Origin of the sequence: Pedobacter sp. ISL-64 (genome assembly GCF_018613605.1) — a bacterium.
In the GTDB taxonomy this organism is placed as follows: Bacteria; Bacteroidota; Bacteroidia; order Sphingobacteriales; family Sphingobacteriaceae; genus Pedobacter.
Genome location: NZ_JAGGPU010000019.1, coordinates 197,353 through 221,127 on the forward strand (window position 1 = coordinate 197,353; position 23,775 = coordinate 221,127).

The window sequence follows — 23,775 nt, forward strand, 5'->3', positions numbered from 1 at the left end:
GTATCAAGAAGAGAGATATGAGTATCGAGACTAATATTTCACTTGTATTTTTTTGTAAAGCAGGGTTTGGTGTTCAATCGGTTGCAGCTGTCCTGCTTTACATTTTATTTCGCTGCGCTTCATGCTCATTTCAATCAGGTTTAGGTGAACTAAGTTTGTGTTTCAAACTTAAATCCTCCCCCTGCCCCCTCCAAAGGGGGGCACCCCTCAAAGTTTTTTTAAGGCAATTCGCCGATCGCTTTTAGCTTTGGTCCTTAACCTTTCAGCTTTTACGCCAAATGCAAAGCAACCAATTGGTTTAAATCGTAATCGTTAATGCCTTGTTTGCTATCGGCTAAAACCAGAAATTGTTTGTAAACAATATCTAAATGATCTTTTTCCAATTTATGGCCTAAACGGTCTAAATGGTGTTTTAAAGCATGGCGTCCGCTTCTTGCAGTCAATACAATAGTTGCATCAGGGAAACCAACATCTTCTGGTTTAATAATTTCGTAGTTTTCACGGTTTTTCAAGAAACCATCCTGGTGGATGCCTGAGCTATGTGAAAATGCATTTCCACCAACAATTGCTTTGTTCGGTTGTACCGGCATATTCATCTGGTTCCGCACCATATGGCTCATTTCATAGAAACGGGTAGCATCAATTTGGGTGTTTAAGCCTAAAATCTTGTGCGTTTTCAAAATCATGACGACTTCTTCCATAGATGTATTGCCTGCACGCTCTCCGATGCCGTTAATGGTACATTCTACCTGGCGGGCACCATTTTGTAGGCCTGCGATAGAATTCGCTGTAGCCAAGCCTAAATCGTTGTGGCAATGCACAGAGATAATGGCTTTATCAATATTTTTTACGTTCTCTTTCAAAAAAAGAATTTTCGAGCCATACTGATCTGGTAAGCAATATCCGTTGGTATCTGGAATATTTACCACGGTGGCACCGGCAGCAATTACTGCTTCAACCATTTTAGCTAAAAATTCGATATCGGCACGGCCGGCATCCTCTGCGTAGAATTCAACATCTTCCACAAATTTTTTCGAATACCTTACGGCTTCAACAGCACGTTCTAAAATTTCTTCGCGGGTACTGTTAAATTTATGTTTAATGTGGAAATCGGATGAACCGATCCCGGTGTGGATACGTGGTCTTTTCGCATAACGTAAAGCGTCTGCAGCAACATCGATATCATTTTTATTTGCACGGGTTAAGGCGCAGATAATTGGGTTGGTAACCGCTTTTGATAACTCAATTACGCTATTAAAATCTCCTGGACTAGATACCGGGAAACCTGCTTCAATCACATCAACACCTAAAAGCTCAAGTGATTTAGCGATTTCTACTTTTTGGTTTGTATCTAACTGGCAGCCTGGAACCTGCTCACCGTCACGCAATGTCGTGTCGAAAATATAAACTTTGTTCGGGTCGTGAATCATAATCTTAAGTTTAGGAAGTGATTAATTTTTGTGATAAGAATTTAAGAACCAATTTGCCCATTTCGGCTGTGCCTAAAACTTTAAACCGGTTTGTATTTTGGTCGGCAATGTCATGTGTTCTAAAACCTTCTTTCAATACCTGGTCGATGGTGTCAACCAATAATTTGGCTTCTTCTTTTAGTCCGAAGCCAATTTCTAACATTAGTGCTGCCGATAGGATAGAAGCCAATGGATTAGCTAAATCTTTACCTGCAATATCGTGTGCAGAACCGTGTATCGGCTCGAAGAACCCAGTGCTTTCGCCAACAGATGCCGAAGCCAGCATACCCATTGAACCTGCAATCTGTGAAGCTTCATCTGTTAAAATATCTCCAAATAAGTTGGCGGTTAAAACCACGTCGAATTTTTTAGGGTTTTTGATCAACTGCATGGCTGCATTGTCGATAAACATATGCTCAGTTTCTACATCAGGATATTGTTTTGCAATTTCCTGAACGGTTTCGCGCCATAAGCGAGAGCTTTCTAAAACATTGGCTTTATCTACCGAACATAATCTTTTGTTACGTTGCTGTGCAGCCTGGTAAGCTTTATGTGCAATGCGTTCTACTTCATAACGGTGGTAAATCATTAGATCTGAAGCCGTATTACGGTCCTCCGAACGTGTTTTTTCACCAAAGTAAACATCACCTGTTAATTCGCGGAAGAACAAAATATCGGTTCCTCTTAAAATTTCCGGTTTAATGCTCGATGCCTGAAGAAGTTCATCAAATAGTAATATTGGGCGGAGATTAGCGAATAACCCCAGTTCCTTACGGATTTTTAACAGACCTTGTTCTGGTCTAACTTTTAAACTTGGGTCGTTATCATATTTGGCGTGGCCAATGGCTCCAAAAAGGATAGCATCACTTTGTCTTGCTTTTTCTAACGTTTCATCTGGCAAAGGCTCGCCGGTAACTTCAATAGCCGCATGGCCCATTAAAGCTTCTTCGAACACAAATTCATGGCCAAAAATTTCGGCAATTTTTTCTAATGCTGCTTTTCCCCAAGTGGTAACCTCGGGCCCAATACCATCTCCAGGTATTACTAAAATGTTCTTCTTCATTGTACTAAACGCTTTCTAGTATAGTTTCGACGACTTTTACCTCGCCTTTTTCTAACAATATTCTTTTTTCTATGCAGGTTGGCAGCTGCGATTCAAAATGGCCAACGTAAATTAAGGTCATCCCGTTGCTGCACAATTCATCAACCAATTGGTTAAAATACCGTGTTTGCTGTTGGTCTAAACCCTGGCAAGGTTCATCCAGAATTAACAGTTCCGGATTTTTTATAATCGTTCGCGCTAATAATACCAATCGCTGTTTACCGAGTGGAAGTGCGGTTAATAATTCATTTTTGTTTTCGGTTAATCCAAAATATTCAATCAACTCATCAACTTGTGCTCTTTTGCTATAAGGCAATTGCTGAAACAGGCCCACGGTATCGTAAAAGCCCGAAGCAATACACTTCCAAACAGTTGAAGTGGCATCGAAGTACCAATGAAACTCCGGCGATATTAAACCAATATGCTGCTTAATATCCCAAATGCTTTCGCCAGTTCCACGCCTGTTGCCAAACAAATAAAGCTCGTTGGCGTAAGATTGGGGGTGATCGCCGTTGATTAAACTCAATAAAGTAGATTTTCCTGAGCCATTAGGGCCTTGCAATAACCATTTTTCGCCAGCTTTAACTTCCCAGTTGATGTTTTTTAGCACCTGTTTTTCGCCATAGCTGATGTTGACATCAACCATCGTTACCATATCAGTTGATGAATAAATTGGCGACTCCTTTAAAAAAGCGGGGATTTTCCTTTTATGTATTTCAGGTGGAAGGTCTCCAATTTCTCTTGAGAATGAACTTGCAATCTGCCCGTCTATAATCTCTGCAAAAGAATCGATGCTTTCTGGAAATTCTAAATCGTTACAGATTAAAATTAATTGTACACCTTCTGCTGTAATCTGGTCTAAAAGTGTATTCAGGTTTTTGCGCGATGCTTTATCTAAACCAGTATAAGGCTGATCGATAATTAACAATTGGGGTTTTAACCATAAGGCTTTAACCAACTGCAGTTTTTTATGTTCGCCGCTTGATAATTCGATTAGCTGTGAACTGGCAAAAGTAGCAAAGCCCAGTGCTTCTAAAATGGGTTCAACCAGATCGAAATGAAGTCCTTTTTCTTTGCCGTAAGCTACCAGTTCTGCATGTACTGTTAAAGTATCATTGGCCTGTAAACTGGTGTAGCGTTGCTGATAATAAAAGTTTGCAACACCTTCGAGGTTTTTAAACTGATACCAGCTTTCTACAAATAAAACTTCGGCCGGTAATTTACTTTGGGCGTCGTAATTGATTTCAATGCTGCCCTGTGAAGGAATTAAACCTGCAATCGCCTTAGCCAAAGAAGTTTTTCCGCTGCCACTTTCGCCCCATAAAACCCAGTTTTGGCACACATTTACTTCCCAATACAAATCCTTTAGCACCGCTTTATTGCGGTAACTTAAGTTTAGGTTTTGTATGTAGACAAATGGTTTAAGCATTACTTTGCCTGTTCAAATTCTGCGATTAATTCTTTTTGGGCCAAGATGAAATCGATATCATCATAACCGTTTATCAAACACGATTTTTTGTAAGGATTGATCTCAAATGATTCTTGAGCACCGGTTTCTACAATGGTAACCGTTTGATTTTCTAAATCAACTTCTAGGGCTGATTTTGGATTGCTGTCAACCGCGTTAAAAATCTGCGCCAAGAACTCATCACTTACCTGGATGGGTAATAAACCATTGTTCAGGGCATTTCCTTTAAAGATATCGGCAAAGAAACTGCTGATTACCGCGTCAAAACCAGCATCTTGAATAGCCCATGCAGCATGCTCGCGACTACTGCCACAACCAAAGTTTTTTCCTGCCACTAAAACCTGACCGCTATAGGTTGGGTTGTTCATCACGAAATCAGCTTTAGGCTGGTTATCGTTTTCATAACGCCAATCGCGGAACAAGTTTTCGCCAAAACCCTCGCGTGTTGTCGCTTTTAGAAACCTCGCAGGGATAATCTGGTCGGTATCGATGTTCTCTATATTTAAAGGCACTACTGCCGATGTTAATTTTGTGAATTTTTTCATTATTAATGATGATTACACAGATTTAAATGATTTCACCAATTGGGGTGATTTCACTGATTTAATATTTATTATAAACCTTCAGCCCTCTACCTTAGTAAAGTGTTCAACTGTTGGGAAAGGATCATAAAAGTGATGTAATAACTTTTTCCAATCCTGGTATTCTGCTGATCCTCTGAAACCTTCGGTATGTGCCTCCAGTGTTTTCCAGTTTACCAACAGGATATATTTATTTTCTACCTCTATACATTTTTGAAGCTGATGTGAAATGTAACCTTCCATTGAGGAAATGATTTTTTGTGCTTTGTTAAAAGCTTTTTCAAAATCAGCCGATAATCCGGCTTTTACATTTAATATGGCAACTTCTAGTATCATATATTTTAAAAGTTGTCATTCTGAGGAACTAAGAATCTGTTTCTTAGCTTGCAGATGCTTCATTCGTCAGTATGACTTTATTTTAAGCCTTCTCCAGCAAATCCCTCACATCAGTAATTTTTCCGGTTACTGCAGCTGCTGCTGCGGTAAGCGGACTGGCCAATAACGTACGTGCATTTTGCCCTTGTCTGCCTTCAAAGTTTCTGTTTGATGTAGATACACAATATTTACCTGCCGGGATTTTATCTTCGTTCATTCCTAAACAGGCACTACAACCTGGTTCGCGTAACTGGAAACCAGCGGCTTCGAAAATTTTATCCAAACCTTCGTTTTTAGCTTGCTGCTCAACTTGTTTCGAGCCTGGAACAATCCAAACCGTAACATTATCGGCTTTGTGTTTATCTTTAACAAAATCGGCAACTTCGCGTAAATCTTCAATGCGTGAGTTGGTACAGCTTCCAATGAATACATAATCAACCGGTTTCCCGATTAATGAAGAATCGTCATCAAAGCCCATATAATCTAACGCTTTCTGGTACGAAAGTTTTTCTTTTTCTGGTTGTGCACCAGTTGCCGGAATATGTTCCTGAATACCCATACCCATTCCTGGGTTTGTACCATAGGTAATCATAGGTGCAATATCTGCCGCATCGAAAGTTAAAACACTATCGAATTTCGCATCAACATCGCTATATAATGTTTTCCAATAAGCTAAAGCCTTATCCCACTCTTCGCCAGCTGGAGCAAATTCTCTTCCTTTAATGTAATCGAAAGTGGTTTGGTCAGGTGCAATTAATCCACCGCGTGCACCCATTTCGATACTCATATTACAGATCGTCATACGGGCTTCCATACTTAAAGCTTCGATTGCCGAACCTGCGTATTCTATAAAATAACCTGTACCGCCAGCGGCAGAGATTTTGGCAATAATGTATAAGATAATGTCTTTTGCACCAACGCCTTTTCCAAGTTCGCCATTTACCTCGATTTTCATGGTTTTAGGTTTCGACTGCAATAAACATTGCGTTGCAAAAACCTGCTCTACCTGCGATGTACCGATACCAAATGCAATGGCACCAAAAGCACCATGAGTAGAGGTATGGCTATCGCCGCAAACCATTGTTTTGCCAGGTAAAGTAATGCCTAGTTCAGGACCGATAACATGCACAATCCCTTGGAAAGGATGCCCTAAACCATACAGTTCCACTCCGAATTCTGCACAATTTTTGGTCAGCATATCAACCTGATAGCGCGAAAGCTCCTCTTTAATCGGCAACAATTGATTTAACGTAGGTACATTATGATCGGCAGTTGCTACAGTCTGCTTCGGACGCAAAACAGGTAAGCCTCTTTTGCGCAAGCCATCAAATGCCTGCGGAGAGGTTACCTCGTGTATTAAGTGTGTATCAATGTATAAAATATCAGGAAATCCTTCTTCACTTTTTACAACATGTGCATCCCAAATTTTTTCTACTAATGTTTTTGACATCTTTTTATATAATTATTTAAACCTCGCAGGTTTTTAAAACCTGCGAGGTTTGTAAGTTTTCTATGCAGTTTTAATCGCTTTCATTGCAGTCATTGCCTTACGCAACGTAGCACCAATTTGCTCTACTTCGTGAGAGCGGATAGCCTCGTTGATATCGATTAATTTTCTGTTGTCAACAGCGCCATCTTTACCTTCGTTGAAGTTTTTACCAACTAAATCAGTATCTACTTTTTTCATGAAATCACCTAAAAGTGGTTTACAAGCCTGATCGAACAAGTAGCAACCGTACTCAGCAGTATCAGAAATTACGCGGTTCATTTCGAACAATTTCTTACGTGCAATGGTATTTGCGATAAGTGGTGTTTCGTGTAACGATTCATAATAAGCCGATTCTGGTTTAATACCTGCCTGTACCATTGTCTCGAAAGCCAATTCAACACCAGCACGAACAAAAGCAACCATTAAAGTATAGTTGTCGAAATATTCTTGCTCACCGATCTTCACATCGCCAGCCGGAGTTTTCTCAAAAGCAGTTTCGCCAGTTTCAGCTCTCCATTTTAATAAATTTTTATCGCCATTTGCCCAATCTTCCATCATGGTACGGCTAAATTCGCCACTCATAATGTCATCCTGGTGTTTTTGGAACAATGGGCGCATAATGTCTTTCAATTCTTCAGAAATTTCGAAAGCTTTGATTTTAGCCACATTACTTAATCTATCCATCATGGCTGTAATACCACCTTGTTTTAAGGCTTCTGTGATCACTTCAACACCATATTGAACCAATTTAGAGGCGTAACCTGCGTCGATTCCTTTTTCTACCATTTTATCGAATGATAAGATAGAACCTGTTTGCAATAAACCACAAAGGATGGTTTGCTCGCCCATTAAATCAGATTTCACCTCAGCTACGAACGATGATTTTAACACACCAGCTCTATGGCCACCGGTACCAGCGCAATATGCTTTTGCCTGTGCCAATCCTTTACCTTGAGGATCGTTTTCAGGGTGAACTGCAATTAAGGTAGGCACACCAAAACCACGAACATATTCTGCTCTAACCTCGCTACCCGGGCATTTAGGTGCAACCATAATCACGGTTAAATCTTTACGGATCTGCATGCCTTCTTCAACGATATTGAAACCGTGAGAATATAACAAAGTAGCACCTTCTTTCATTAAAGGCATAATTGCATTTACAACAGCGGTGTGTTGTTTATCTGGAGTAAGGTTAATTACTACATCTGCATTTGGAATCAGTTCTTCGTAAGTGCCAACTGTAAAATTGTTTTCAGTTGCATTTTTCCACGAATCGCGTTTGCCTTCAATTGCTTCCTTACGTAAAGTGTAGCTTACATCTAAACCACTATCTCTTAAATTTAAACCTTGGTTTAAGCCTTGTGCGCCACAACCTACAATTACCAGTTTTTTGCCTTTTAATGCGCTAACGCCATCTAAAAATTCAGAACTGTCCATGAAGTCGCAAACACCTAATTGGTTTAATTTTTCTCTAAGAGGTAATGTGTTAAAATAATTTGCCATTGTTTTTATTGGTTAATTTCTATTTAATTATCGTTATATATTCTTTTTTACTTCGGGTTGATTATACAGATGAGGTGATTACACTGGCTTTTTTTTTATCAGTCATATCTCATCTATCTTACATCTCCTATTTTATACCAGTTTCTTCAGTGCCCATGCATAACCTTGGTGTACATTATCATGACCAATAGTTGTGATCAGAATTTCTTCAATGCTGTTCATCTGTACGCCATAGGTAGCTGTTGTAAAAGGAGTGATGTTTGAAAATTTTCCGCTTGCATAATCTTCCTTTATTTTTTCAATGCTTTCCAATGCTATAACTTTCAATTCAGCTACTTCTTCTTCTGTTACGGTGTAAGTTGGCTTTGTATCTTTTTTATAATACTCGTTAAATTTTACCGAAGCAGCATCTTGCAATACACCTGTACGAACATAACAAAGCGTTTGTGTGCTCACTACAACATGGCCAAAATTCCAGATAATGTTATTGTTGTAACCATCCGGAATTTTATTTAATTCTTCGATTGTTAAATCATCTATCAACTTAATAAATGCCTTGCGTGAGTTTATTATAAAATCAAATACCTCGTTCATCATATATAATTCGTATCTATCTACTTATCGTTTTGTTTTTCAGCTTCGGTTAATGTTTCGTTAAAGGTAATCTTGTTAAAGAACGGGTCGTTTACTGTTACTGCCCAGGTTCCGTAAAAAGTTTTCTCCAAACCTGGCCTGTTGTACTTATATTTTTTATCTATTATTTCTTTATGAAACGCTTTCAATCCTACACAATCTACATATACATTTGCACCGGGAGAACTATCTCCATGGTGCTCACTTAAATGTAGTTCGATGCCACCTAATGAAATCTGCATATAAACGGGGGTATTTTCTTCAAACGTGTGTTCCCAGTCTATTTTAAAGCCCAGCCAGTTTACGTAAAATTCTACTGCTTTATCGTAATCGAAAATTCTTAAAATCGGTATGGCTTTATTGCATTTCATATTACATGGTAAAAATCTTTCCGCCTTTTTCTAAAAACTCGTTTTCTACCAATTCTTCACCTGGTTCGAAAGCTTCGAATTCCTTTAGTTTTTCGTGGAATCCAGCACTGTCTTTAATAATGGCTACTCTTGCAGATCGCACAAATTCAATTAATTCGTAAGGTTCTAAAGCTTTTACCAAAGCATCAGTTTCTTCGCGGTGACCAGTTACTGCAAAAACGGTATAATCTTTACGGATCACTACCGCACTTGCACCGTATTGTCTTAATAAACGCTCTACGGTTACTTTTTCTGCAATTTCATCTGTAGAAACTTTGTAAAGCGCCAATTCCTGCCAGATAATTTCTTCGTTGGTGTTGAAATAAACTTTCAATACCTCAATCTGTTTTTCTATCTGACGGGCCAGCTTTCTCACTACTTCGTAACCTTCGTGGATGACGATGTTGAAACGGTGTATTCCTTCAATTTCTGATGCGGAACTGTTTAAACTTTCGATATTGATTTTTCTTTTCGAGAAAATAATCGCAATCCTGTTGAGTAAACCAATGCGGTTTTCGGCGTAAACCGTAATGGTATATTCCTGCTTTCCGTCTAAATCGGCTTTATCTATTTTATGTTCTATTGTATTTTCAGTACTCATGATAATTTCTTATTTACCTATTCGTCATTTAGACCTTGTGGAGAAATCTTTAAATGTTGTTAAGAAAGATCTCTCTCCCGAAAGTTCGGGACTGCGCTACAGTCGAGATGACGATTACGCTAGTTTTTACCTTTCTACTTATTTTAACCTGATTTCGCTTACACTCATGCCTTGAGGAACCATTGGGAAAACGTTGTTTTCTCTGCCAACCATTACTTCTAATAAATAAGAACCTTCATGGTTGATCATGGTTTCTAATGCCTGTCTTAAGTTTGCACGCTCATCAACTTTGCTCGCTTCGATATAGTACGATTTTGCTAAAGCAACAAAGTCAGGGCTGGTGATATTCACGAAAGAATAACGTTTATCATGAAAAAGCTGTTGCCACTGGCGAACCATACCTAAAAAGCGGTTGTTCAAGATCAGAATCTTTACTGCTGCGCCAAATTGCATAATGGTACCCAATTCCTGAGGCGTCATCTGGAAACCACCATCACCGATAATGGCAATAACGGTTTTATCAGGTGCACCATATTTAGCGCCAATTGCTGCTGGTAAACCAAAGCCCATTGTACCTAAACCACCAGAAGTAATGTTGCTGCGGGTATTGTTAAATTTAGCATAACGACAGGCTACCATTTGGTGCTGACCAACATCGGTAACGATTATGGCATCGCCACCACAGATTTCGTTGATGTTGCGCAATACTTCGCCCATGGTCATTTCATCACCAGTTGGATAAAGCTCCGGAGTAATGACTTGATCTATTTCCTCCTGGTTATATTGTCTGAACTTAGCTAACCAATCTTCGTGTTTGTTTTCGTTAACTAAATTGGTTAATAGGGGCAAAGTTTCTTTACAGTCGCCCCAAACACCAACTTCTGCCTTAACATTTTTATCAATTTCGGCAGGGTCGATATCTAAATGTACCACTTTAGCTTGTTTGGCATATTTATCTAAACGACCGGTTACACGGTCATCAAAACGCATACCGATGGCAATAATTACATCAGCTTCGTTGGTTAATACATTCGGGCCATAATTACCGTGCATACCTAACATGCCTACGTTTAGTGGGTGTGAAGTTGGAATAGCACCTTCGCCCATAATGGTCCATGCAGCAGGGATTCCTGATTTATTGATAAAAGCTTTGAATTCTTCTTCAGCTTTACCCAAAATAACACCTTGTCCAAATAAAATGAAAGGTTTTTTTGCTGAATTGATTAATTCGGCTGCCTGCTCGATATATTCTACCCTAACTTTTGGCTTCGGGCGATAACTGCGGATGTGGTTGCACTTTACATATTCAGGAAATTCCTCCAATTGTAATTGTGCATTTTTGGTAATATCGATTAAAACAGGACCTGGTCTGCCGCTTTTAGCGATATAAAAAGCTTTAGCCAATACCTCTTGAATTTCTTTGGCATCAGTAACCTGATAGTTCCATTTTGTAACGGGAGTAGTAATGTTAATCACATCAGTTTCCTGAAAAGCATCCGTTCCCAATAGGTGGGCGAAAACCTGTCCCGTGATACAAACCAATGGCGTACTATCGATTTGCGCATCTGCCAAGCCAGTAACCAAATTGGTTGCACCTGGTCCGCTGGTTGCGAAAACAACACCAACTTCGCCGCTTGCTCTTGCAAAACCCTGAGCAGCGTGGATACCACCTTGTTCATGGCGAACTAAGATGTGTTCTAATTTATCAGCATAATCATAAAGAGCATCATAAATAGGCATGATTGCTCCTCCCGGATAACCGAAAATGGTGGTTACACCTTCTTCAATTAATCCATTCAACAAAACTTGCGAGCCTGTTCCTTTGAATAAGGTTTTTGAGGTTTCTGCTTTCGCCTCGTTTTGTTGTATTGTATCTTGTGCAGTTTCCATAGTTATGTTTTTGCGGTTCTACTATTCTTTAATTTTAAACCCAATTCTTTGTCTGTCGTTCCATTTTAATTGAGCAATTTTCTCGTCTATTAAATTTTCCATTGCATCATACAGCTCGTTGAGCTGAACATCATGTTCACCAATCCGTTCTTTAATTTCTGTTAACTGTTCATTAAGATTGCTTTGCTTCAGCAAAATTTTCCGAACGTCAACAAAGGTTCTCATAATGGCAATGTTCATATTAATCGCCTTATCGCTCTTTAAAACACCACTCAGCATGGCTACCCCTTGCTCAGTGAAAGCGTAGGGCAATTTTCGGGTACCACCCCAACTTGAAGTCACAATTTGTGACTTCAAGTTGGTTCCGCCTGTCATCACAATTTGTGATGATGTACCTTGATTACTTGCCCCAATCTGAAGTCTTATCTCTTCAAACTCAGCAGAAGTTAACTGAAACATAAAATCTTCAGGAAAACGCTTTATGTTACGTTTTACCGCCTGATTCAGTGCCTTCGTTTCAACTTCATAAAGCGATGCCAAATCGAAATCCAGCATTACTCTTTCTCCCCGGATTTCATAAATCCTATTCTGAATACTTTTAATTATTTGCATAATCTATTTTATTAGTAATCAATTAATCTGGGGGATGATTTTTTGATTTTAATATTCGTCAGTTACGCAACCACTAGCTGCGTCTGAAACGGTTTTAGCATATTTATATAAAACACCTTTTGTTACTTTTAATGCTGGTTGTACATAGTTTTTTCTACGCGCTGCAATCACTTCGTCACTTACCTGTAAGCTAATGATGTTGTTTACCGCATCGATCAAAATCCGGTCTTCATCTTCTACCAAGCCTATTAAGCCACCTTTGTAGGATTCAGGTGTAATGTGACCAACCACAAATCCATGCGTACCACCAGAGAAACGTCCGTCGGTAATTAAAGCCACTGATTTTCCTAAACCAGCACCAATAATTGCTGAAGTTGGTTTTAACATTTCTGGCATACCTGGCGCACCTACCGGACCTGAATTTTTAATTACGATTACATCGCCAGGTTGAACACGTCCGCTTGAAATTCCGGCAATTAAATCGTGTTCGCCGTCGAATACACGTGCAGGGCCTTCAAATTTCTCACCTTCTTTTCCACTTATTTTTGCAACAGAACCTTTTTCAGCCAGGTTTCCGTAAAGAATCTGTAGGTGACCAGTGGCTTTAATCGGCTCACTTAGTTTCTGGATGATTTTTTGATCATAATCCATAACCGATTTTACATCGGCTAAATTCTCAGCCATGGTTTTTCCGGTAACAGTTAAACAATCGCCATGTAATAAACCCTCGTTTAATAAATATTTCAATACTGCCGGAATACCTCCATATTGATGTAAATCCTGCATTAAGTATTTTCCACTAGGTTTGAAATCGGCAAGTACGGGTGTTACATCACTCATGCGCTGGAAATCATCCTGGGTGATTTCGATACCGATAGCTTTACCCATTGCAATAAAATGTAATACTGCATTCGTACTGCCACCTAAAATGATAATAGAACGAATGGCATTTTCGAATGCTTTTCTCGTCATAATATCAGATGGTTTGATATCTTTCTCTAATAAAATTTTGATGTATTTACCTGCATCTAAACATTCTTGTTTTTTCTCCTCGCTGATTGCTGGGTTCGAAGATGAATAAGGCAAACTCATACCTAAAGCCTCAATTGCTGATGCCATTGTGTTTGCAGTATACATCCCTCCACAAGCACCTGCACCAGGGCAAGTATGTTTTATGATGCCTTGATAGTCTTCTTCAGAAAGGTTGCCACATATTTTCTGTCCCAAAGCCTCGAAAGCTGAAACGATGTTCAATTCTTCGCCTTTGTAATGGCCAGGCGCAATCGTACCACCATAAACCATAATTGAAGGGCGATCTAAACGTGCCATGGCCATAATCGCGCCAGGCATGTTTTTATCACAGCCAGGGATAGAGATAATTCCATCGTAATATTGGCCACCGCAAATGGTTTCGATACTATCAGCAATTACATCACGGCTTACCAGCGAGTAACGCATACCATCTGTACCGTTGCTCATCCCATCACTTACGCCAATGGTATTAAAAACCAAGCCCACTAAATCATTATTCCAGACCCCTTTTTTCACATCTTTTGCAAGATCGTTAAGGTGCATATTACAGGTGTTACCATCGTAACCCATACTTGCAATACCGACCTGTGCTTTAGCCATATCAGCATCAGTTAATCCGATTCCGTAAAGCATAGCTTGCGCTGCCGGTTGTGTAGGGTCTTGTGTAAATGTTTTACTGTACTTGTTTAATTCGCTCATTGTTTAAATTGTATGTATTCTGTTGTATTTCAATTATTTCTTTTTGAGGCAAAAAAAAACCGCCTCTTGTGGGAGGCGGTTTCGATATGGTATATTTTTATATTATACGCAACGATTTCCACCTCTCTTTTGAGAAATGACAATAATTAGGTTGCTAATAATGTTTGTGTTTATATTCATGTCTTGATGAATCACAAACATACTAACTATTTAAAAAAGTAAAGAACTATTTAATCTTATTTATTTTTTTACTCCGATCACGATTCCTGTTGCCCAAACCTGCTTGGTTAAGTGCAGATCATCACGGGATTCTAAATCTTTGATCAATTTTATAGCCTTATCCTGGTGGCCATCAGGCCAATTCGATTGTGGCAACATATCATCGATGATGTAAAGTCCGCCAGTATTAAGCATAGATATCGCCTCATCTAAAAGCAAATATTTCCCATGCCATGTATCAGCAAAAATATAATCGAACTTTTTGTCTTTATTCTTTTCAATCCATTCAGCACCATCGGTATCAACTAATGTTAAGCGTTCATCCTCACCAAGAAAAGTTTTGGCAATCGCTAAAAATTTAGCGTCATTATCTATCGAGGTAAGTGTACTATTTTGATCTAAACCATCTAATATCCAGGAAGTAGATAGGCCTGTTCCTGTTCCAAGTTCCAGAAATTTACCTGAAGGCTTGGTAGAAGCAAGTGTTCTGAGCAAAGAGCAAGTCAACACATCAGATGCCATGTCAAATCCTGATGCTTTTGTTGCACCATTAATTTGCTGGTAAGCCTTCGGGAGGTGTTGATTGATTTCTTCAGTCATCTGTTTTACTGCTTGGATGCTTTTTTTTACTTAATATTCAGTTATTTTATTGATTTTTCGACTTTGGACTATATAATCACTTCGTAATTCACTTTTTCCAGTACCAGGTTTTTATAAGCTCGCTGTATGGTATAACCGAGAGATTCTCTCCACAACGGGCGATATACAATATCATCAATTGATGCTATACCTGCTATTTCGGTTGCTGTTCCACATAAGAAAGCACTGTCGGCATTTTTTAAATCTTCTGTGGTTAATTTTTTCTCAATGCATTCTATATCCAGAACGGTGCAAAGTTCTTTTACGGTTGCACGTGTAATTCCTGGTAAAATATTTCCTAAAGATGGTGTAAACAGTTTTCCGTCTTTTTCAAGAAAGATGTTTGCACCAGATGCCTCGGCAACAAAACCGTGCATATCCAAAAGCAAAGCCTCGTCATAACCTTTAATATTTGCCGCAGTAGTAGCTAAAATAGAATTAACATAGTTTCCACTCAATTTCGCCTCCATTGGAATCGATTTTGGGTTTGGTCTTTCATAATCAGAAACTGTTAATTTTAACAATTTGTTACCAGAATATGCATCCCATTCCCAGGCACAGATTAAGATCGAAACCCCACTCGGCTCGTTTAATTTCATGTTCGGGTGGCAAAATACCAGGGGACGTATATATGCATCTTTCAGTTTATTCAACTGAAGTAATTTATAGGTTGCTGCAATTAACTCCTGTTTATCCCAAGGGAAAGGAATGTTTGCCAACTGGCAAGAACGCTCTAAGCGATCGAAATGGGCAGCAGCTTTGAAAATGCGGTTGCCGTTGTGTGTTTTATAGGCTCTAATACCCTCGAAAGCAGCATAGCCGTAGTGTAGCGACTGCCCGTAAAGGTCGGTACTGCTATTTACAGCTTTTTCAAACTGTCCATCAAGGTAAATAATCGTATTAGAATTATAGTATTTCATCTGTTTATTCTTATTGTTTTTAACCGTCAGATGGAGCTTACCATGATAAATAAGCATTCCATTTTTTATTTTGACTATTTATCATGGGCGGTTCATAATACTGTCTTTTTGTTATTTAAAAAAAGCGTCCCGTTTGTATCGGGACGCTTTAGGTATATTTAGTTTTTTAAAATCTATTTAAACTGCGTCCGCTTATTACCCCATAAAATGTTTAGGAGTAGGAGGTTAAGTAAAATGACAGGTAACAACACTACATTGCCAGCTGCTTTTGCAGTAGTAGCGGTAGAAAATATGTTGTTCTGAATAGTCATTGTTATCTTATTGTTTATAAAAACCAATTTAGTTTTTGGTTCATTAATATGCAAGAGAAATCAGAAAAAAGTTAAATAAGAATATTATTTTGAAAATATATTAATAATCAGAATATTATTCTTAACTAGAGTTGGATTAGTTATTTAATGCCGATAGCCGTAGACCAAATATCAAAACGGTATACAGTCTGTTTGTTATGCTTGCATTATAAATTTTCTATTTTTCTGCCTAAAACGAGTTAAAGGCTGTATGAAATTGAAAATTCAGGTTGTATTTTGATGTTAAAATGCCAAGAATTATTGGTGTTTTTTTTAGATATTAAAGTATTATTAAACTTGCTTGATTGTTTATTGTAAAGCGGTGTAATTTAATATTAGAAACTATTCCTATGAGAACAATTTATATCTTTTTTGTTGTTTTAATCGTGTTATTTAGTGGCTGTTCCCAGTCAGATTCAAACTCACATCTCAAAATGGGAAACCAGGCCATTTCAACTTCTGATGCGGTAAAATTATCTATTAAGGTAGCAGGCAAAGGACCTGTTTGTATCTACTTGCATGGAGGCCCTGGTCAGGACTTTCTTTCTTTTGAGAAAATGGGTGGAGCAAGTTTAGAGAAATGTTTAACGATGGTTTACCTCGATCAAAGAGGATCTGGTCAATCGCAAAATGCAAAAAAATATAGTTTAGACCGGATTGTTCAAGATGTTGAAGAACTGCGGTTAAAATTGGGTGTAGAAAAAGTGTACTTACTTAGTCATTCATTTGGTGGTATTCTGGCCATTAACTATGCCTTGAAGTATCCAGAACATTTATCTGGCATCATCATGGCGAATACAATAGCTCATTTCATGAATCCAAACCAGGTGAAGGAACAAATTGAATATGGATATCGGTTACTAAAAAAGGATACCACTATAAATGAAACAGATTTTAAAAAATTAATGAATGGAGCGGCGCTGGTTAGAAAAAAGTTAAGCGCGGTGCATCTTGGATATAAATATATTGCCAATGATGTAAATACCGTTATCAAAATGGACAGCATCGAAAATTCCTATAAACGTACATCGGATTTCGGAATGACTCTTTTTATGCCTTTAATGGATAGCACAAAGGTGCAGAAGTATTCGGAATATTTTAAAGATTATGCTTTACTTACCAGTGAAATTAAAACACCGGCCTTGATTATAACGGGTAAGGATGATCACGCTGTTGGACCGAACTATTACAAAAATTATAAATTTAAAAACCAAAAGGTAGTGCAGTTAAACGGCTCGCATATGCTTTATTATGAAAACAATAAGGAATTTACGGCAACAGTTTGTGATTTTGTTAAATAATAACACAAAACAAAAAGCCTCCCAGATTTTTACTAACTATGATGTTATTGCGAAAAGTTTGATGTTTTGAAATTCTTTTTGTTTTTCATTCAATTCACTTTCAATATCGTAGTCATCTTGTAAACCAAGCCAAAATTTTGCAGAGTTTCCAAAAAAGATGCTAAAACGCAATGCTGTATCTGCTGTAATTCTTCTCTTGCCTTTAATTATTTCAGAAATACGGGTTTGAGGAATATTTGTTTCTTTCGCTAAACGGTAAGCTGTAATATTTAAAGGAATAAGAAATTCATCCTTCAGAATTTCTCCGGGATGTATGTTTGGTAGCTTTTCCATTGTTTCTTTTTAATGATAATCTATAATTTCAACTTCACTTGCATTTCCGTTTTCCCATTTGAAAATTATTCTCCATTGGTCATTAATTCGGATGCTATAATAATCTTTTAGGTTACCTTTTTTCTTTTCCAATTTATTTGATGGTGGTATAGTTAAATCTTGAATGTTTTGGGAATTGCTTATCATTCTTAATTTTCTACGCCCAATGGTTTGAATTTCTAATGGCATTTTAGAAACTCTGATGCCATTCCATATTTTTTCTGTGTCTTTAGAGCCAAAAGAAAGTATCATGCTAACTTTTTACGTTACTAACGGTAAAGGTAGGTAATTGTTTTTTGAAATACCAATAAAACAAAAAGCCTCCCAGATTTTTAAATCTAGGAGGCTTTTTGTTTTCGTCGCTCTAAATTTGTTTCAGAGTCTTTTTACAGATGCTGAAATAAATTCAGCATGACGAATAATTAGATTAAGCGACGCCTTCAGCTAAAACCACAATTTTGTTGTGAATAGCTTCTACTACACCGCCTTTAATAAAAAAGCGTTGCTCATCAGCTTTGTTTGCTTTTATAATAACTTCTCCATCTTCTAAAGTAGAGATGATAGGGGCATGGTCTTTTAAAATCTGGAAAGAGCCTAAAGTACCAGGAACCGTAACTGCTGTTACTTCACCTTCGAAAACTTTTTTATCTGGAGTTAATATTTCTAAATTCATTTTTCTTTAGATTGAGTAGGAAGTATTTAGTATCAAGTATCAAGATAGAATTTCTAGTCTTGATACTTGATACAGTATATCTTGATACTAGTTGTTCGCTTCTGCTAATAATTTTTTACCTTTTTCGATCGCATCTTCAATGCTACCAACCAAGTTAAATGCAGCTTCTGGATACTCATCAACTTCACCATCCATGATCATGTTAAATCCTTTGATGGTATCTTTAATGTCAACCAATACACCTTTTAAGCCCGTAAATTGCTCAGCTACGTGGAAAGGTTGAGATAAGAAACGCTGAACACGACGTGCTCTTGATACAACTAATTTATCTTCTTCAGATAATTCGTCCATACCTAAGATCGCGATGATATCTTGTAATTCTTTGTAACGTTGTAAAGTTTCTTTAACACGTTGTGCTGTGTTATAATGCTCATCACCTAAAACAGCAGGAGAAAGGATACGTGAAGTAGAATCCAATGGATCTACCGCAGGATAAATACCTAGCTCAGCAATTTTACGCGAAAGTACAGTAGTAGCATCTAAGTGGGCAAAAGTTGTTGCCGGAGCAGGGTCAGTTAAATCATCCGCTGGTACATATACCGCTTGTACTGATGTAATTGATCCACGTTTTGTTGAAGTAATACGCTCTTGCATTAAACCCATCTCAGTTGCCAATGTTGGTTGGTAACCTACAGCTGATGGCATACGACCTAATAAAGCCGACACCTCAGAACCTGCCTGCGTAAAACGGAAGATGTTATCAACGAAGAAAAGGATGTCTTTTCCAGCGCCTTCGCCATCACCATCACGGAAATATTCAGCAACAGTTAATCCTGATAATGCTACACGTGCACGTGCACCAGGAGGCTCGTTCATTTGACCGAAAACCAATGTTGCTTTAGATTCTTTTAATTTTTCAGTATCAACAGCTTTCAAATCCCAACCACCTTTTTCCATTGAGTGTAAGAATTCGTCACCATAGTTGATAACACCTGACTCAATAAACTCACGAAGTAAATCGTTACCCTCACGAGTACGCTCACCAACACCAGCGAATACCGACAAACCAGCATAAGCTTTAGCGATGTTGTTTACCAACTCCATAATTAATACAGTTTTGCCTACACCAGCACCACCGAATAAACCGATTTTACCACCTTTCGCGTATGGCTCTAATAAATCGATAACTTTAATACCTGTAAAAAGTACCTCAGTTTCAGTTGATAAATCTTCAAACTTAGGAGGAGTAGCATGGATAGGACGACCATCAGTTTTATCAACTGTGTTGATACCGTCAATCGCTTCACCAACTACATTAAATAAACGACCTTTAATTTGGTCGCCAACTGGCATTTTAATCGCAGCACCAGTGTCAACTACGTCCATTCCACGAACTAAACCATCTGTAGAGTCCATCGAGATTGCGCGTACACGATCTTCACCTAAGTGTTGTTGAACTTCTAAAACAATTTTTTGTCCATTTTCTTTCGTTATCTCTAACGCATCAAAAATTTTAGGTAGATGGGCATCATTAGCAAAGCTAACGTCAACCACAGGGCCGATAATTTGTGCTATTTTTCCTAAGTTAGGCATATCTGTTGTGAGTAAATTTATTACAGTCAATGAATTAAAGCTGTTTATAGGGGCTCCAATTCGGTTGGCAAAGTTAAGTTTTTCTTACTTAATTTTAAATATATATTATAAATTTTTTCAACATGGTTTTTATAGATAATTTAGAGCCATAAATAAGGCGTATGAAAACCATTTTAACAACAGGTAGCAACGGTCTTTTAGGGCAGAAATTAACTGAAAAAATTCTCGCCGAAGGCAGGGTAAAGCTTGTTGTCACTTCCAAAGGAACAAATCGTTATCAGGTAAAGGATGGGTATAGATATGCAGAAATGGATATTTTAAATGCTGTTCAGGTTAGGGAAGTTATTGAAAGATACAGCCCTGATGCCATTGTGCACACCGCCGCAATGACCAATGTTGATATTTGTGAAGCCAATAAAACAGTTTGTCGTCATCTAAATGTAGATGCAGTTCAAACGCTGATATCAATATGTGAAGAAAAGAACATTCAACTTATTCATTTAAGTACCGATTTTGTTTTTGATGGTGCCGACGGACCATATAAAGAAGAGGATGCAGTTAATCCTGTAAGTTATTATGGCGAATCGAAAGTGCTGGCTGAAGAGCTGTTGAAGAACTCAAAAGCAAACTGGGCAATCTTAAGAACAATATTGGTATATGGAATAAGCAGTGATATGAGCCGGAGCAATATTGTACTTTGGGCTAAAGGGGCCTTGGAAAAAGCATCACCTATTAACGTAGTAAACGATCAGTGGCGCATGCCCACTTTGGCCGAGGATTTAGCTGAAGCCTGCTTGTTAGCTGTAGAAAAAAATGCAAAAGGAATTTACCATGTATCGGGTAAAGATTACATGAGTATTGCAGATTTAGTGCGAAAAGTTGCCGAGTTTTGGAACCTTGGTCAATCATTTATTAATGAAGTAAGTTCGACAAGTTTAAATCAATCGGCTAAACGACCGATTAGAACTGGTTTTGTTTTAGATAAGACCATTAAAGATCTAGATTACCGTCCGCATAGTTTTGAAGAGGGTTGATAATTTTAGATCAACAGATGAAAAAATAGTCTTGAGTCCGTAACCTTAAGTCGTGAGCCTCAAAGCAATTGAACAATAAAAAAATTTAAAAATATATTATTTTAACTAAAAAATACATAATGGCATTACAAGTTGGCGATACCGCCCCTGATTTTAAATTATATAGTTCTGATTTGGCAGAAATTTCGCTTTCCGGTTTCAAAGGCAAAAAAGTAATTATTCACTTTTTTCCGATGGCTTTTACCGGAACCTGTACAGAACAATTATGTACCATGCGTGATAATTTTAGCTATTACGAAGGAATAAATGCACAGGTAATCGGTATTTCTGTCGATTCCCCATTCTCTTTAGCTAAGTTCAAAGAAGTACAAAGTTACCAGTTCCCATTATTATCAGATTTTAACAAAGACGTGTCGGCAGCTTATGGTGCTTTTTATGATGAATTTGTGTTCGGATTGAAAGGTGTTTCCAAAAGAGCGGCTTTTGTAATCGACGAGGAAGGAAAAATTGCTTATGCTGAAGTTTTAGAGGATGCACATGATTTGCCTGATTTTAAAGCAATTAATGATGCATTAAGCGCATAAAGCATATTCTGCAAAGAATTATTTTAAGGTTTTTTTTAAATTTAATTGGAAATTAAAATATCAAATTATACCTTTGCAGTCCGTTAACGATACGGAAACGCATTTGTAGCTCAATTGGATAGAGCATCTCACTACGGATGAGAAGGTTTGGGGTTCGAATCCCTACAAGTGCACTTGAAGGGATGATTTTTAAATCATCCCTTTTTTTATCTACTATCATAACTCCTAATTCTCTCATTTTGAGATAATTAATCGATAGGATGTTTAGCATTGTGGGTGTTCGATAGATGCCACTTTCATAGTAGAGGTTTGAGTCGAACACCAGATCTATAAATTCCCGCTTTTCGAGTGTGTCAAATTTGTGAAAGACGGATTTTATATCTGTTAATCCGTCCAATTGTTTGTTGAGTATTTCGTAAGCCTCGCTGTGATTGGTATTTAGCCTTCCTATTGCAATTTCCAGATTGTCTATATTGCTTTTGTATTTAATGTGCCATCTTTGGTAGGTCGCCTGATCAATTTCACTTTTTATCCATTTTTCTTCCACAGCATACAGCAGTTCCTGTTCTTTTGTAAGTTCCAATTGTTTTTCCGCCAGTCTTTTCCTGTTGTTTGCAAGCTCTTTTTCAATTTCCTGGTTTGCACTGTCTCTGATTTTTTTTATTGATCTGGAAGGGAGGCTCATCAGCTCTAGTGCAATATCGAACTGACTATGGGCTTTTCTTGCACTGATATTATTATGTTTTGAAAACCTACATTTATAGTAATAGAAATATTGTCCGGATTTGCCGCGTGATGGTGCACCGGTTAAAAAATTACCACAGTGACATTTTAAAATACCTCTCAGTGGGAGTGAATCATCTACGATGGTGCGTGCTTTAGAAACCCTGTTGAATTTACTCTGCACCATTTTCCACGAAATCATGTCAATGATCGGCTCATGAATAGCAGGGAAGAGTCCTCCGGGGTGTTCTTTATAAGCTTTGGCTTTTAACAGGCCTGCATAAACTGCATTGTTTAAAATCCTTTCAATTGCCATGTTACCCTTTCTGTCAAATCCGAGTTCTTTGGCCTTTTGTTTGATCAGGTAAAGTGGTACATTCTTTAAGTAAGCTTCGTAAATGAATCTGACGATTTTTGCTTCAGGTTCATCGATGACTAGTCTGCGGTCCCGTGGCTCGCCTAGTTTTTTGTATCCATAGGGTGTAATGCGGAAAACGAATTTTCCTTCTTTTGTTTTTTTGGAATATATGCCAGACCTTATTTTAATGCTGCGGTTGATATTGTCCTCTTCTGCCAATAGTAGCTGTAGTCCTGCCCTAAAAAAACTCCCAGGTTTATCATAGTCAAATTCAATGCCTTCGGAAACGCTTATGATTTGAATGCCATATTTAGATTGTAGCGATTTGACCATGCCCATGGCCTCTCCTGCATCGCGGCTGAACCTGTCCATCTGATCTACCAATAGGTAATCAACGTTTTTATGATATAGGCCTATAAATTCCTGTAGTTTAATAAAATCGGGTCTGTCAAATGTTTTGGCGCTTTTGCCTCTGTCAATAAAGGTATCGACCAGGTTGATTTTATTGAATTCGATATAATGATCGGTGACTACCCGCTGGCGTTCAATCGAATTTTCACTCTGTTTTTTGTCGCTGAACCTTAAATATCTAATTGCTTTCTTTTCCATATATTTCGTCTAATGTTGCTCTGACCAGGACTTTAACTATTAAATTTAGCAATTTTTCTTCTTTTTCGTTGGATAAACTGGTAATAGTGTCATCAGTTTTTTCGATACTTTTCTGGTTCCTTATATCAAGTTTTGAGAAGTCCAAGTGTGTTGATGGCAAGGGTTTGTTTGAATTTGTTTTGTCAGTATGGATTACTTTCTGTTTGAAGGTTTTTTGTTTGATATTGGGCGGTACTGCTGCTCGGGCCTTGCTTCTCATCCCTTTTCTCAAAACTTTCCTTTTTGGTTTTTCGATGTTGATTTCCATAAGGATTATGTTTTTGGATAATGATCGGAGAATTTTGATGCAGTTTTTCGGAGGTTGGAAAATTAAATAGATACTGAGATGTAACGAAAGGTTTGTGAGTAATTAAGGTGCTGTGTTTTTGCTAGGCATTTAATTCTTGTTTTACTACAGAAAAATCTCATCAAAATTAAGAATTTTTCCTGCTTGAGACTAAATGCATCTTTCGATTTCACCGAAAGTGAGAAAGGAC

The 23,775-nt window shown here is 38.0% G+C and carries 23 protein-coding genes, 1 tRNA gene and 1 pseudogene; 4 read left to right on the top strand and 21 right to left on the bottom strand.

Features of this window, described 5'->3' with window-relative positions; genetic code table 11:
* Positions 1-269 precede the first annotated feature (269 nt).
* The 15 genes from J7E57_RS20995 to ilvE all read right to left on the bottom strand — a co-directional run bounded on the left by J7E57_RS20995 (position 270) and on the right by ilvE (position 15,699).
* Positions 270-1,430: a 2-isopropylmalate synthase gene (locus tag J7E57_RS20995; protein WP_083488690.1), complete on the bottom strand. Its 1,161-nt coding sequence runs from the start codon at positions 1,428-1,430 to the stop codon at positions 270-272.
* A 10-nt stretch (positions 1,431-1,440) separates the two neighbouring features.
* Complete coding sequence (gene leuB / locus J7E57_RS21000; protein ID WP_147224934.1) at positions 1,441-2,532, bottom strand: 3-isopropylmalate dehydrogenase; 1,092 nt, start codon at positions 2,530-2,532, stop codon at positions 1,441-1,443.
* Between the two features lie 4 nt (positions 2,533-2,536).
* On the bottom strand, positions 2,537-4,000 hold the full coding sequence (locus J7E57_RS21005) for an ATP-binding cassette domain-containing protein (protein ID WP_215125556.1): 1,464 nt from the start codon (positions 3,998-4,000) through the stop codon (positions 2,537-2,539).
* Positions 4,000-4,584 (bottom strand): 3-isopropylmalate dehydratase small subunit, encoded by a 585-nt coding sequence (gene leuD / locus J7E57_RS21010; RefSeq protein ID WP_215125557.1) that lies wholly within the window; start codon positions 4,582-4,584, stop codon positions 4,000-4,002. The genes J7E57_RS21005 and leuD overlap by 1 nt, the downstream gene beginning before the upstream one ends.
* A gap of 78 nt (positions 4,585-4,662) precedes the next feature.
* On the bottom strand, positions 4,663-4,956 hold the full coding sequence (locus J7E57_RS21015) for an antibiotic biosynthesis monooxygenase family protein (RefSeq protein WP_215125558.1): 294 nt from the start codon (positions 4,954-4,956) through the stop codon (positions 4,663-4,665).
* Positions 4,957-5,038: 82 nt separating this feature from the next.
* Complete coding sequence (gene leuC / locus J7E57_RS21020) at positions 5,039-6,445, bottom strand: 3-isopropylmalate dehydratase large subunit (RefSeq protein WP_215125559.1); 1,407 nt, start codon at positions 6,443-6,445, stop codon at positions 5,039-5,041.
* Between the two features lie 60 nt (positions 6,446-6,505).
* Positions 6,506-7,987, bottom strand: coding sequence for a ketol-acid reductoisomerase (gene ilvC, locus J7E57_RS21025; RefSeq protein WP_215125560.1), 1,482 nt, complete (start codon positions 7,985-7,987; stop codon positions 6,506-6,508).
* A 132-nt stretch (positions 7,988-8,119) separates the two neighbouring features.
* A complete protein-coding gene (locus J7E57_RS21030) occupies positions 8,120-8,584 on the bottom strand; it encodes a DinB family protein (RefSeq protein WP_215125561.1) in 465 nt (154 codons plus the stop codon).
* 17 nt (positions 8,585-8,601) lie between these two features.
* Complete coding sequence (locus J7E57_RS21035) at positions 8,602-8,991, bottom strand: glyoxalase superfamily protein (RefSeq protein WP_215125562.1); 390 nt, start codon at positions 8,989-8,991, stop codon at positions 8,602-8,604.
* 1 nt (position 8,992) lies between these two features.
* A complete protein-coding gene (ilvN, locus tag J7E57_RS21040; protein ID WP_029276474.1) occupies positions 8,993-9,631 on the bottom strand; it encodes an acetolactate synthase small subunit in 639 nt (212 codons plus the stop codon).
* A 138-nt stretch (positions 9,632-9,769) separates the two neighbouring features.
* Positions 9,770-11,521, bottom strand: coding sequence for a biosynthetic-type acetolactate synthase large subunit (gene ilvB, locus J7E57_RS21045; protein WP_215125563.1), 1,752 nt, complete (start codon positions 11,519-11,521; stop codon positions 9,770-9,772).
* A 21-nt stretch (positions 11,522-11,542) separates the two neighbouring features.
* Positions 11,543-12,133: an ORF6N domain-containing protein gene (locus J7E57_RS21050; protein ID WP_215125564.1), complete on the bottom strand. Its 591-nt coding sequence runs from the start codon at positions 12,131-12,133 to the stop codon at positions 11,543-11,545.
* Between the two features lie 48 nt (positions 12,134-12,181).
* The gene (ilvD, locus tag J7E57_RS21055; protein WP_215125565.1) at positions 12,182-13,864 is read right to left on the bottom strand and encodes a dihydroxy-acid dehydratase; all 1,683 of its coding nucleotides are present in this window, start codon (positions 13,862-13,864) and stop codon (positions 12,182-12,184) included.
* Positions 13,865-14,104: 240 nt separating this feature from the next.
* A complete protein-coding gene (locus tag J7E57_RS21060; protein WP_215125566.1) occupies positions 14,105-14,683 on the bottom strand; it encodes an O-methyltransferase in 579 nt (192 codons plus the stop codon).
* A 68-nt stretch (positions 14,684-14,751) separates the two neighbouring features.
* Positions 14,752-15,699: a branched-chain-amino-acid transaminase gene (ilvE, locus tag J7E57_RS21065; protein WP_317196564.1), complete on the bottom strand. Its 948-nt coding sequence runs from the start codon at positions 15,697-15,699 to the stop codon at positions 14,752-14,754.
* 727 nt (positions 15,700-16,426) lie between these two features.
* On the opposite strand from ilvE, the gene J7E57_RS21070 reads away from it, so the two are divergent.
* Positions 16,427-17,293: an alpha/beta fold hydrolase gene (locus J7E57_RS21070; protein WP_215125567.1), complete on the top strand. Its 867-nt coding sequence runs from the start codon at positions 16,427-16,429 to the stop codon at positions 17,291-17,293.
* A 36-nt stretch (positions 17,294-17,329) separates the two neighbouring features.
* Here the strand turns inward: J7E57_RS21070 and J7E57_RS21075 are convergent, their stop codons facing one another.
* The 4 genes from J7E57_RS21075 to atpD form a co-directional block, all read right to left on the bottom strand.
* Positions 17,330-17,626, bottom strand: a complete 297-nt coding sequence (locus tag J7E57_RS21075; protein ID WP_215125568.1) for a HigA family addiction module antitoxin — start codon at positions 17,624-17,626, stop codon at positions 17,330-17,332.
* 9 nt (positions 17,627-17,635) lie between these two features.
* Positions 17,636-17,917 carry a type II toxin-antitoxin system RelE/ParE family toxin gene (locus J7E57_RS21080; protein WP_025145831.1) on the bottom strand — a complete coding sequence of 94 codons (282 nt, stop codon included), beginning with the start codon at positions 17,915-17,917 and terminating at the stop codon, positions 17,636-17,638.
* Between the two features lie 175 nt (positions 17,918-18,092).
* Complete coding sequence (atpC, locus tag J7E57_RS21085; RefSeq protein WP_029276466.1) at positions 18,093-18,338, bottom strand: ATP synthase F1 subunit epsilon; 246 nt, start codon at positions 18,336-18,338, stop codon at positions 18,093-18,095.
* A gap of 87 nt (positions 18,339-18,425) precedes the next feature.
* Entirely contained in the window at positions 18,426-19,931 is a 1,506-nt protein-coding gene (atpD, locus tag J7E57_RS21090) for a F0F1 ATP synthase subunit beta (RefSeq protein WP_056088622.1), read from the bottom strand.
* A gap of 161 nt (positions 19,932-20,092) precedes the next feature.
* Here atpD and J7E57_RS21095 point away from each other — a divergent pair, with 161 nt between their 5' ends.
* From J7E57_RS21095 to J7E57_RS21105, 3 genes are all read left to right on the top strand, one after another.
* The gene (locus J7E57_RS21095) at positions 20,093-20,965 is read left to right on the top strand and encodes an SDR family oxidoreductase (RefSeq protein ID WP_215125569.1); all 873 of its coding nucleotides are present in this window, start codon (positions 20,093-20,095) and stop codon (positions 20,963-20,965) included.
* Between the two features lie 119 nt (positions 20,966-21,084).
* Entirely contained in the window at positions 21,085-21,549 is a 465-nt protein-coding gene (locus J7E57_RS21100; RefSeq protein WP_215125570.1) for a redoxin domain-containing protein, read from the top strand.
* A gap of 99 nt (positions 21,550-21,648) precedes the next feature.
* Positions 21,649-21,722, top strand: a tRNA-Arg gene (locus J7E57_RS21105).
* Positions 21,723-22,450: 728 nt separating this feature from the next.
* On the opposite strand, the pseudogene J7E57_RS27505 reads toward J7E57_RS21105, so the two are convergent.
* A pseudogene (locus J7E57_RS27505) lies at positions 22,451-23,239 on the bottom strand (recombinase family protein); the annotation flags it as partial.
* Positions 23,220-23,546 carry a hypothetical protein gene (locus tag J7E57_RS21115; RefSeq protein ID WP_215125571.1) on the bottom strand — a complete coding sequence of 109 codons (327 nt, stop codon included), beginning with the start codon at positions 23,544-23,546 and terminating at the stop codon, positions 23,220-23,222. The pseudogene J7E57_RS27505 and the gene J7E57_RS21115, both read right to left, overlap by 20 nt.
* Positions 23,547-23,775: the final 229 nt, after the last annotated feature.

Coding starts and splice junctions, on each gene's coding strand:
- J7E57_RS20995 (WP_083488690.1), bottom strand. CDS start 1,430: ATGATTCACGACCCGAACAAAGTTTATATTTTCGACACGACATTGCGT.
- J7E57_RS21095 (WP_215125569.1), top strand. CDS start 20,093: ATGAAAACCATTTTAACAACAGGTAGCAACGGTCTTTTAGGGCAGAAA.
- J7E57_RS21115 (WP_215125571.1), bottom strand. CDS start 23,546: ATGGAAATCAACATCGAAAAACCAAAAAGGAAAGTTTTGAGAAAAGGG.
- leuC (WP_215125559.1), bottom strand. CDS start 6,445: ATGTCAAAAACATTAGTAGAAAAAATTTGGGATGCACATGTTGTAAAA.
- J7E57_RS21100 (WP_215125570.1), top strand. CDS start 21,085: ATGGCATTACAAGTTGGCGATACCGCCCCTGATTTTAAATTATATAGT.
- atpD (WP_056088622.1), bottom strand. CDS start 19,931: ATGCCTAACTTAGGAAAAATAGCACAAATTATCGGCCCTGTGGTTGAC.
- J7E57_RS21005 (WP_215125556.1), bottom strand. CDS start 4,000: ATGCTTAAACCATTTGTCTACATACAAAACCTAAACTTAAGTTACCGC.
- J7E57_RS21060 (WP_215125566.1), bottom strand. CDS start 14,683: ATGACTGAAGAAATCAATCAACACCTCCCGAAGGCTTACCAGCAAATT.
- ilvD (WP_215125565.1), bottom strand. CDS start 13,864: ATGAGCGAATTAAACAAGTACAGTAAAACATTTACACAAGACCCTACA.
- J7E57_RS21075 (WP_215125568.1), bottom strand. CDS start 17,626: ATGGAAAAGCTACCAAACATACATCCCGGAGAAATTCTGAAGGATGAA.
- ilvN (WP_029276474.1), bottom strand. CDS start 9,631: ATGAGTACTGAAAATACAATAGAACATAAAATAGATAAAGCCGATTTA.
- J7E57_RS21070 (WP_215125567.1), top strand. CDS start 16,427: ATGGGAAACCAGGCCATTTCAACTTCTGATGCGGTAAAATTATCTATT.
- J7E57_RS21050 (WP_215125564.1), bottom strand. CDS start 12,133: ATGCAAATAATTAAAAGTATTCAGAATAGGATTTATGAAATCCGGGGA.
- ilvE (WP_317196564.1), bottom strand. CDS start 15,699: ATGCTTATTTATCATGGTAAGCTCCATCTGACGGTTAAAAACAATAAG.
- ilvB (WP_215125563.1), bottom strand. CDS start 11,521: ATGGAAACTGCACAAGATACAATACAACAAAACGAGGCGAAAGCAGAA.
- J7E57_RS21080 (WP_025145831.1), bottom strand. CDS start 17,917: ATGATACTTTCTTTTGGCTCTAAAGACACAGAAAAAATATGGAATGGC.
- J7E57_RS21015 (WP_215125558.1), bottom strand. CDS start 4,956: ATGATACTAGAAGTTGCCATATTAAATGTAAAAGCCGGATTATCGGCT.
- J7E57_RS21035 (WP_215125562.1), bottom strand. CDS start 8,991: ATGAAATGCAATAAAGCCATACCGATTTTAAGAATTTTCGATTACGAT.
- leuD (WP_215125557.1), bottom strand. CDS start 4,584: ATGAAAAAATTCACAAAATTAACATCGGCAGTAGTGCCTTTAAATATA.
- ilvC (WP_215125560.1), bottom strand. CDS start 7,987: ATGGCAAATTATTTTAACACATTACCTCTTAGAGAAAAATTAAACCAA.
- atpC (WP_029276466.1), bottom strand. CDS start 18,338: ATGAATTTAGAAATATTAACTCCAGATAAAAAAGTTTTCGAAGGTGAA.
- J7E57_RS21030 (WP_215125561.1), bottom strand. CDS start 8,584: ATGATGAACGAGGTATTTGATTTTATAATAAACTCACGCAAGGCATTT.
- leuB (WP_147224934.1), bottom strand. CDS start 2,532: ATGAAGAAGAACATTTTAGTAATACCTGGAGATGGTATTGGGCCCGAG.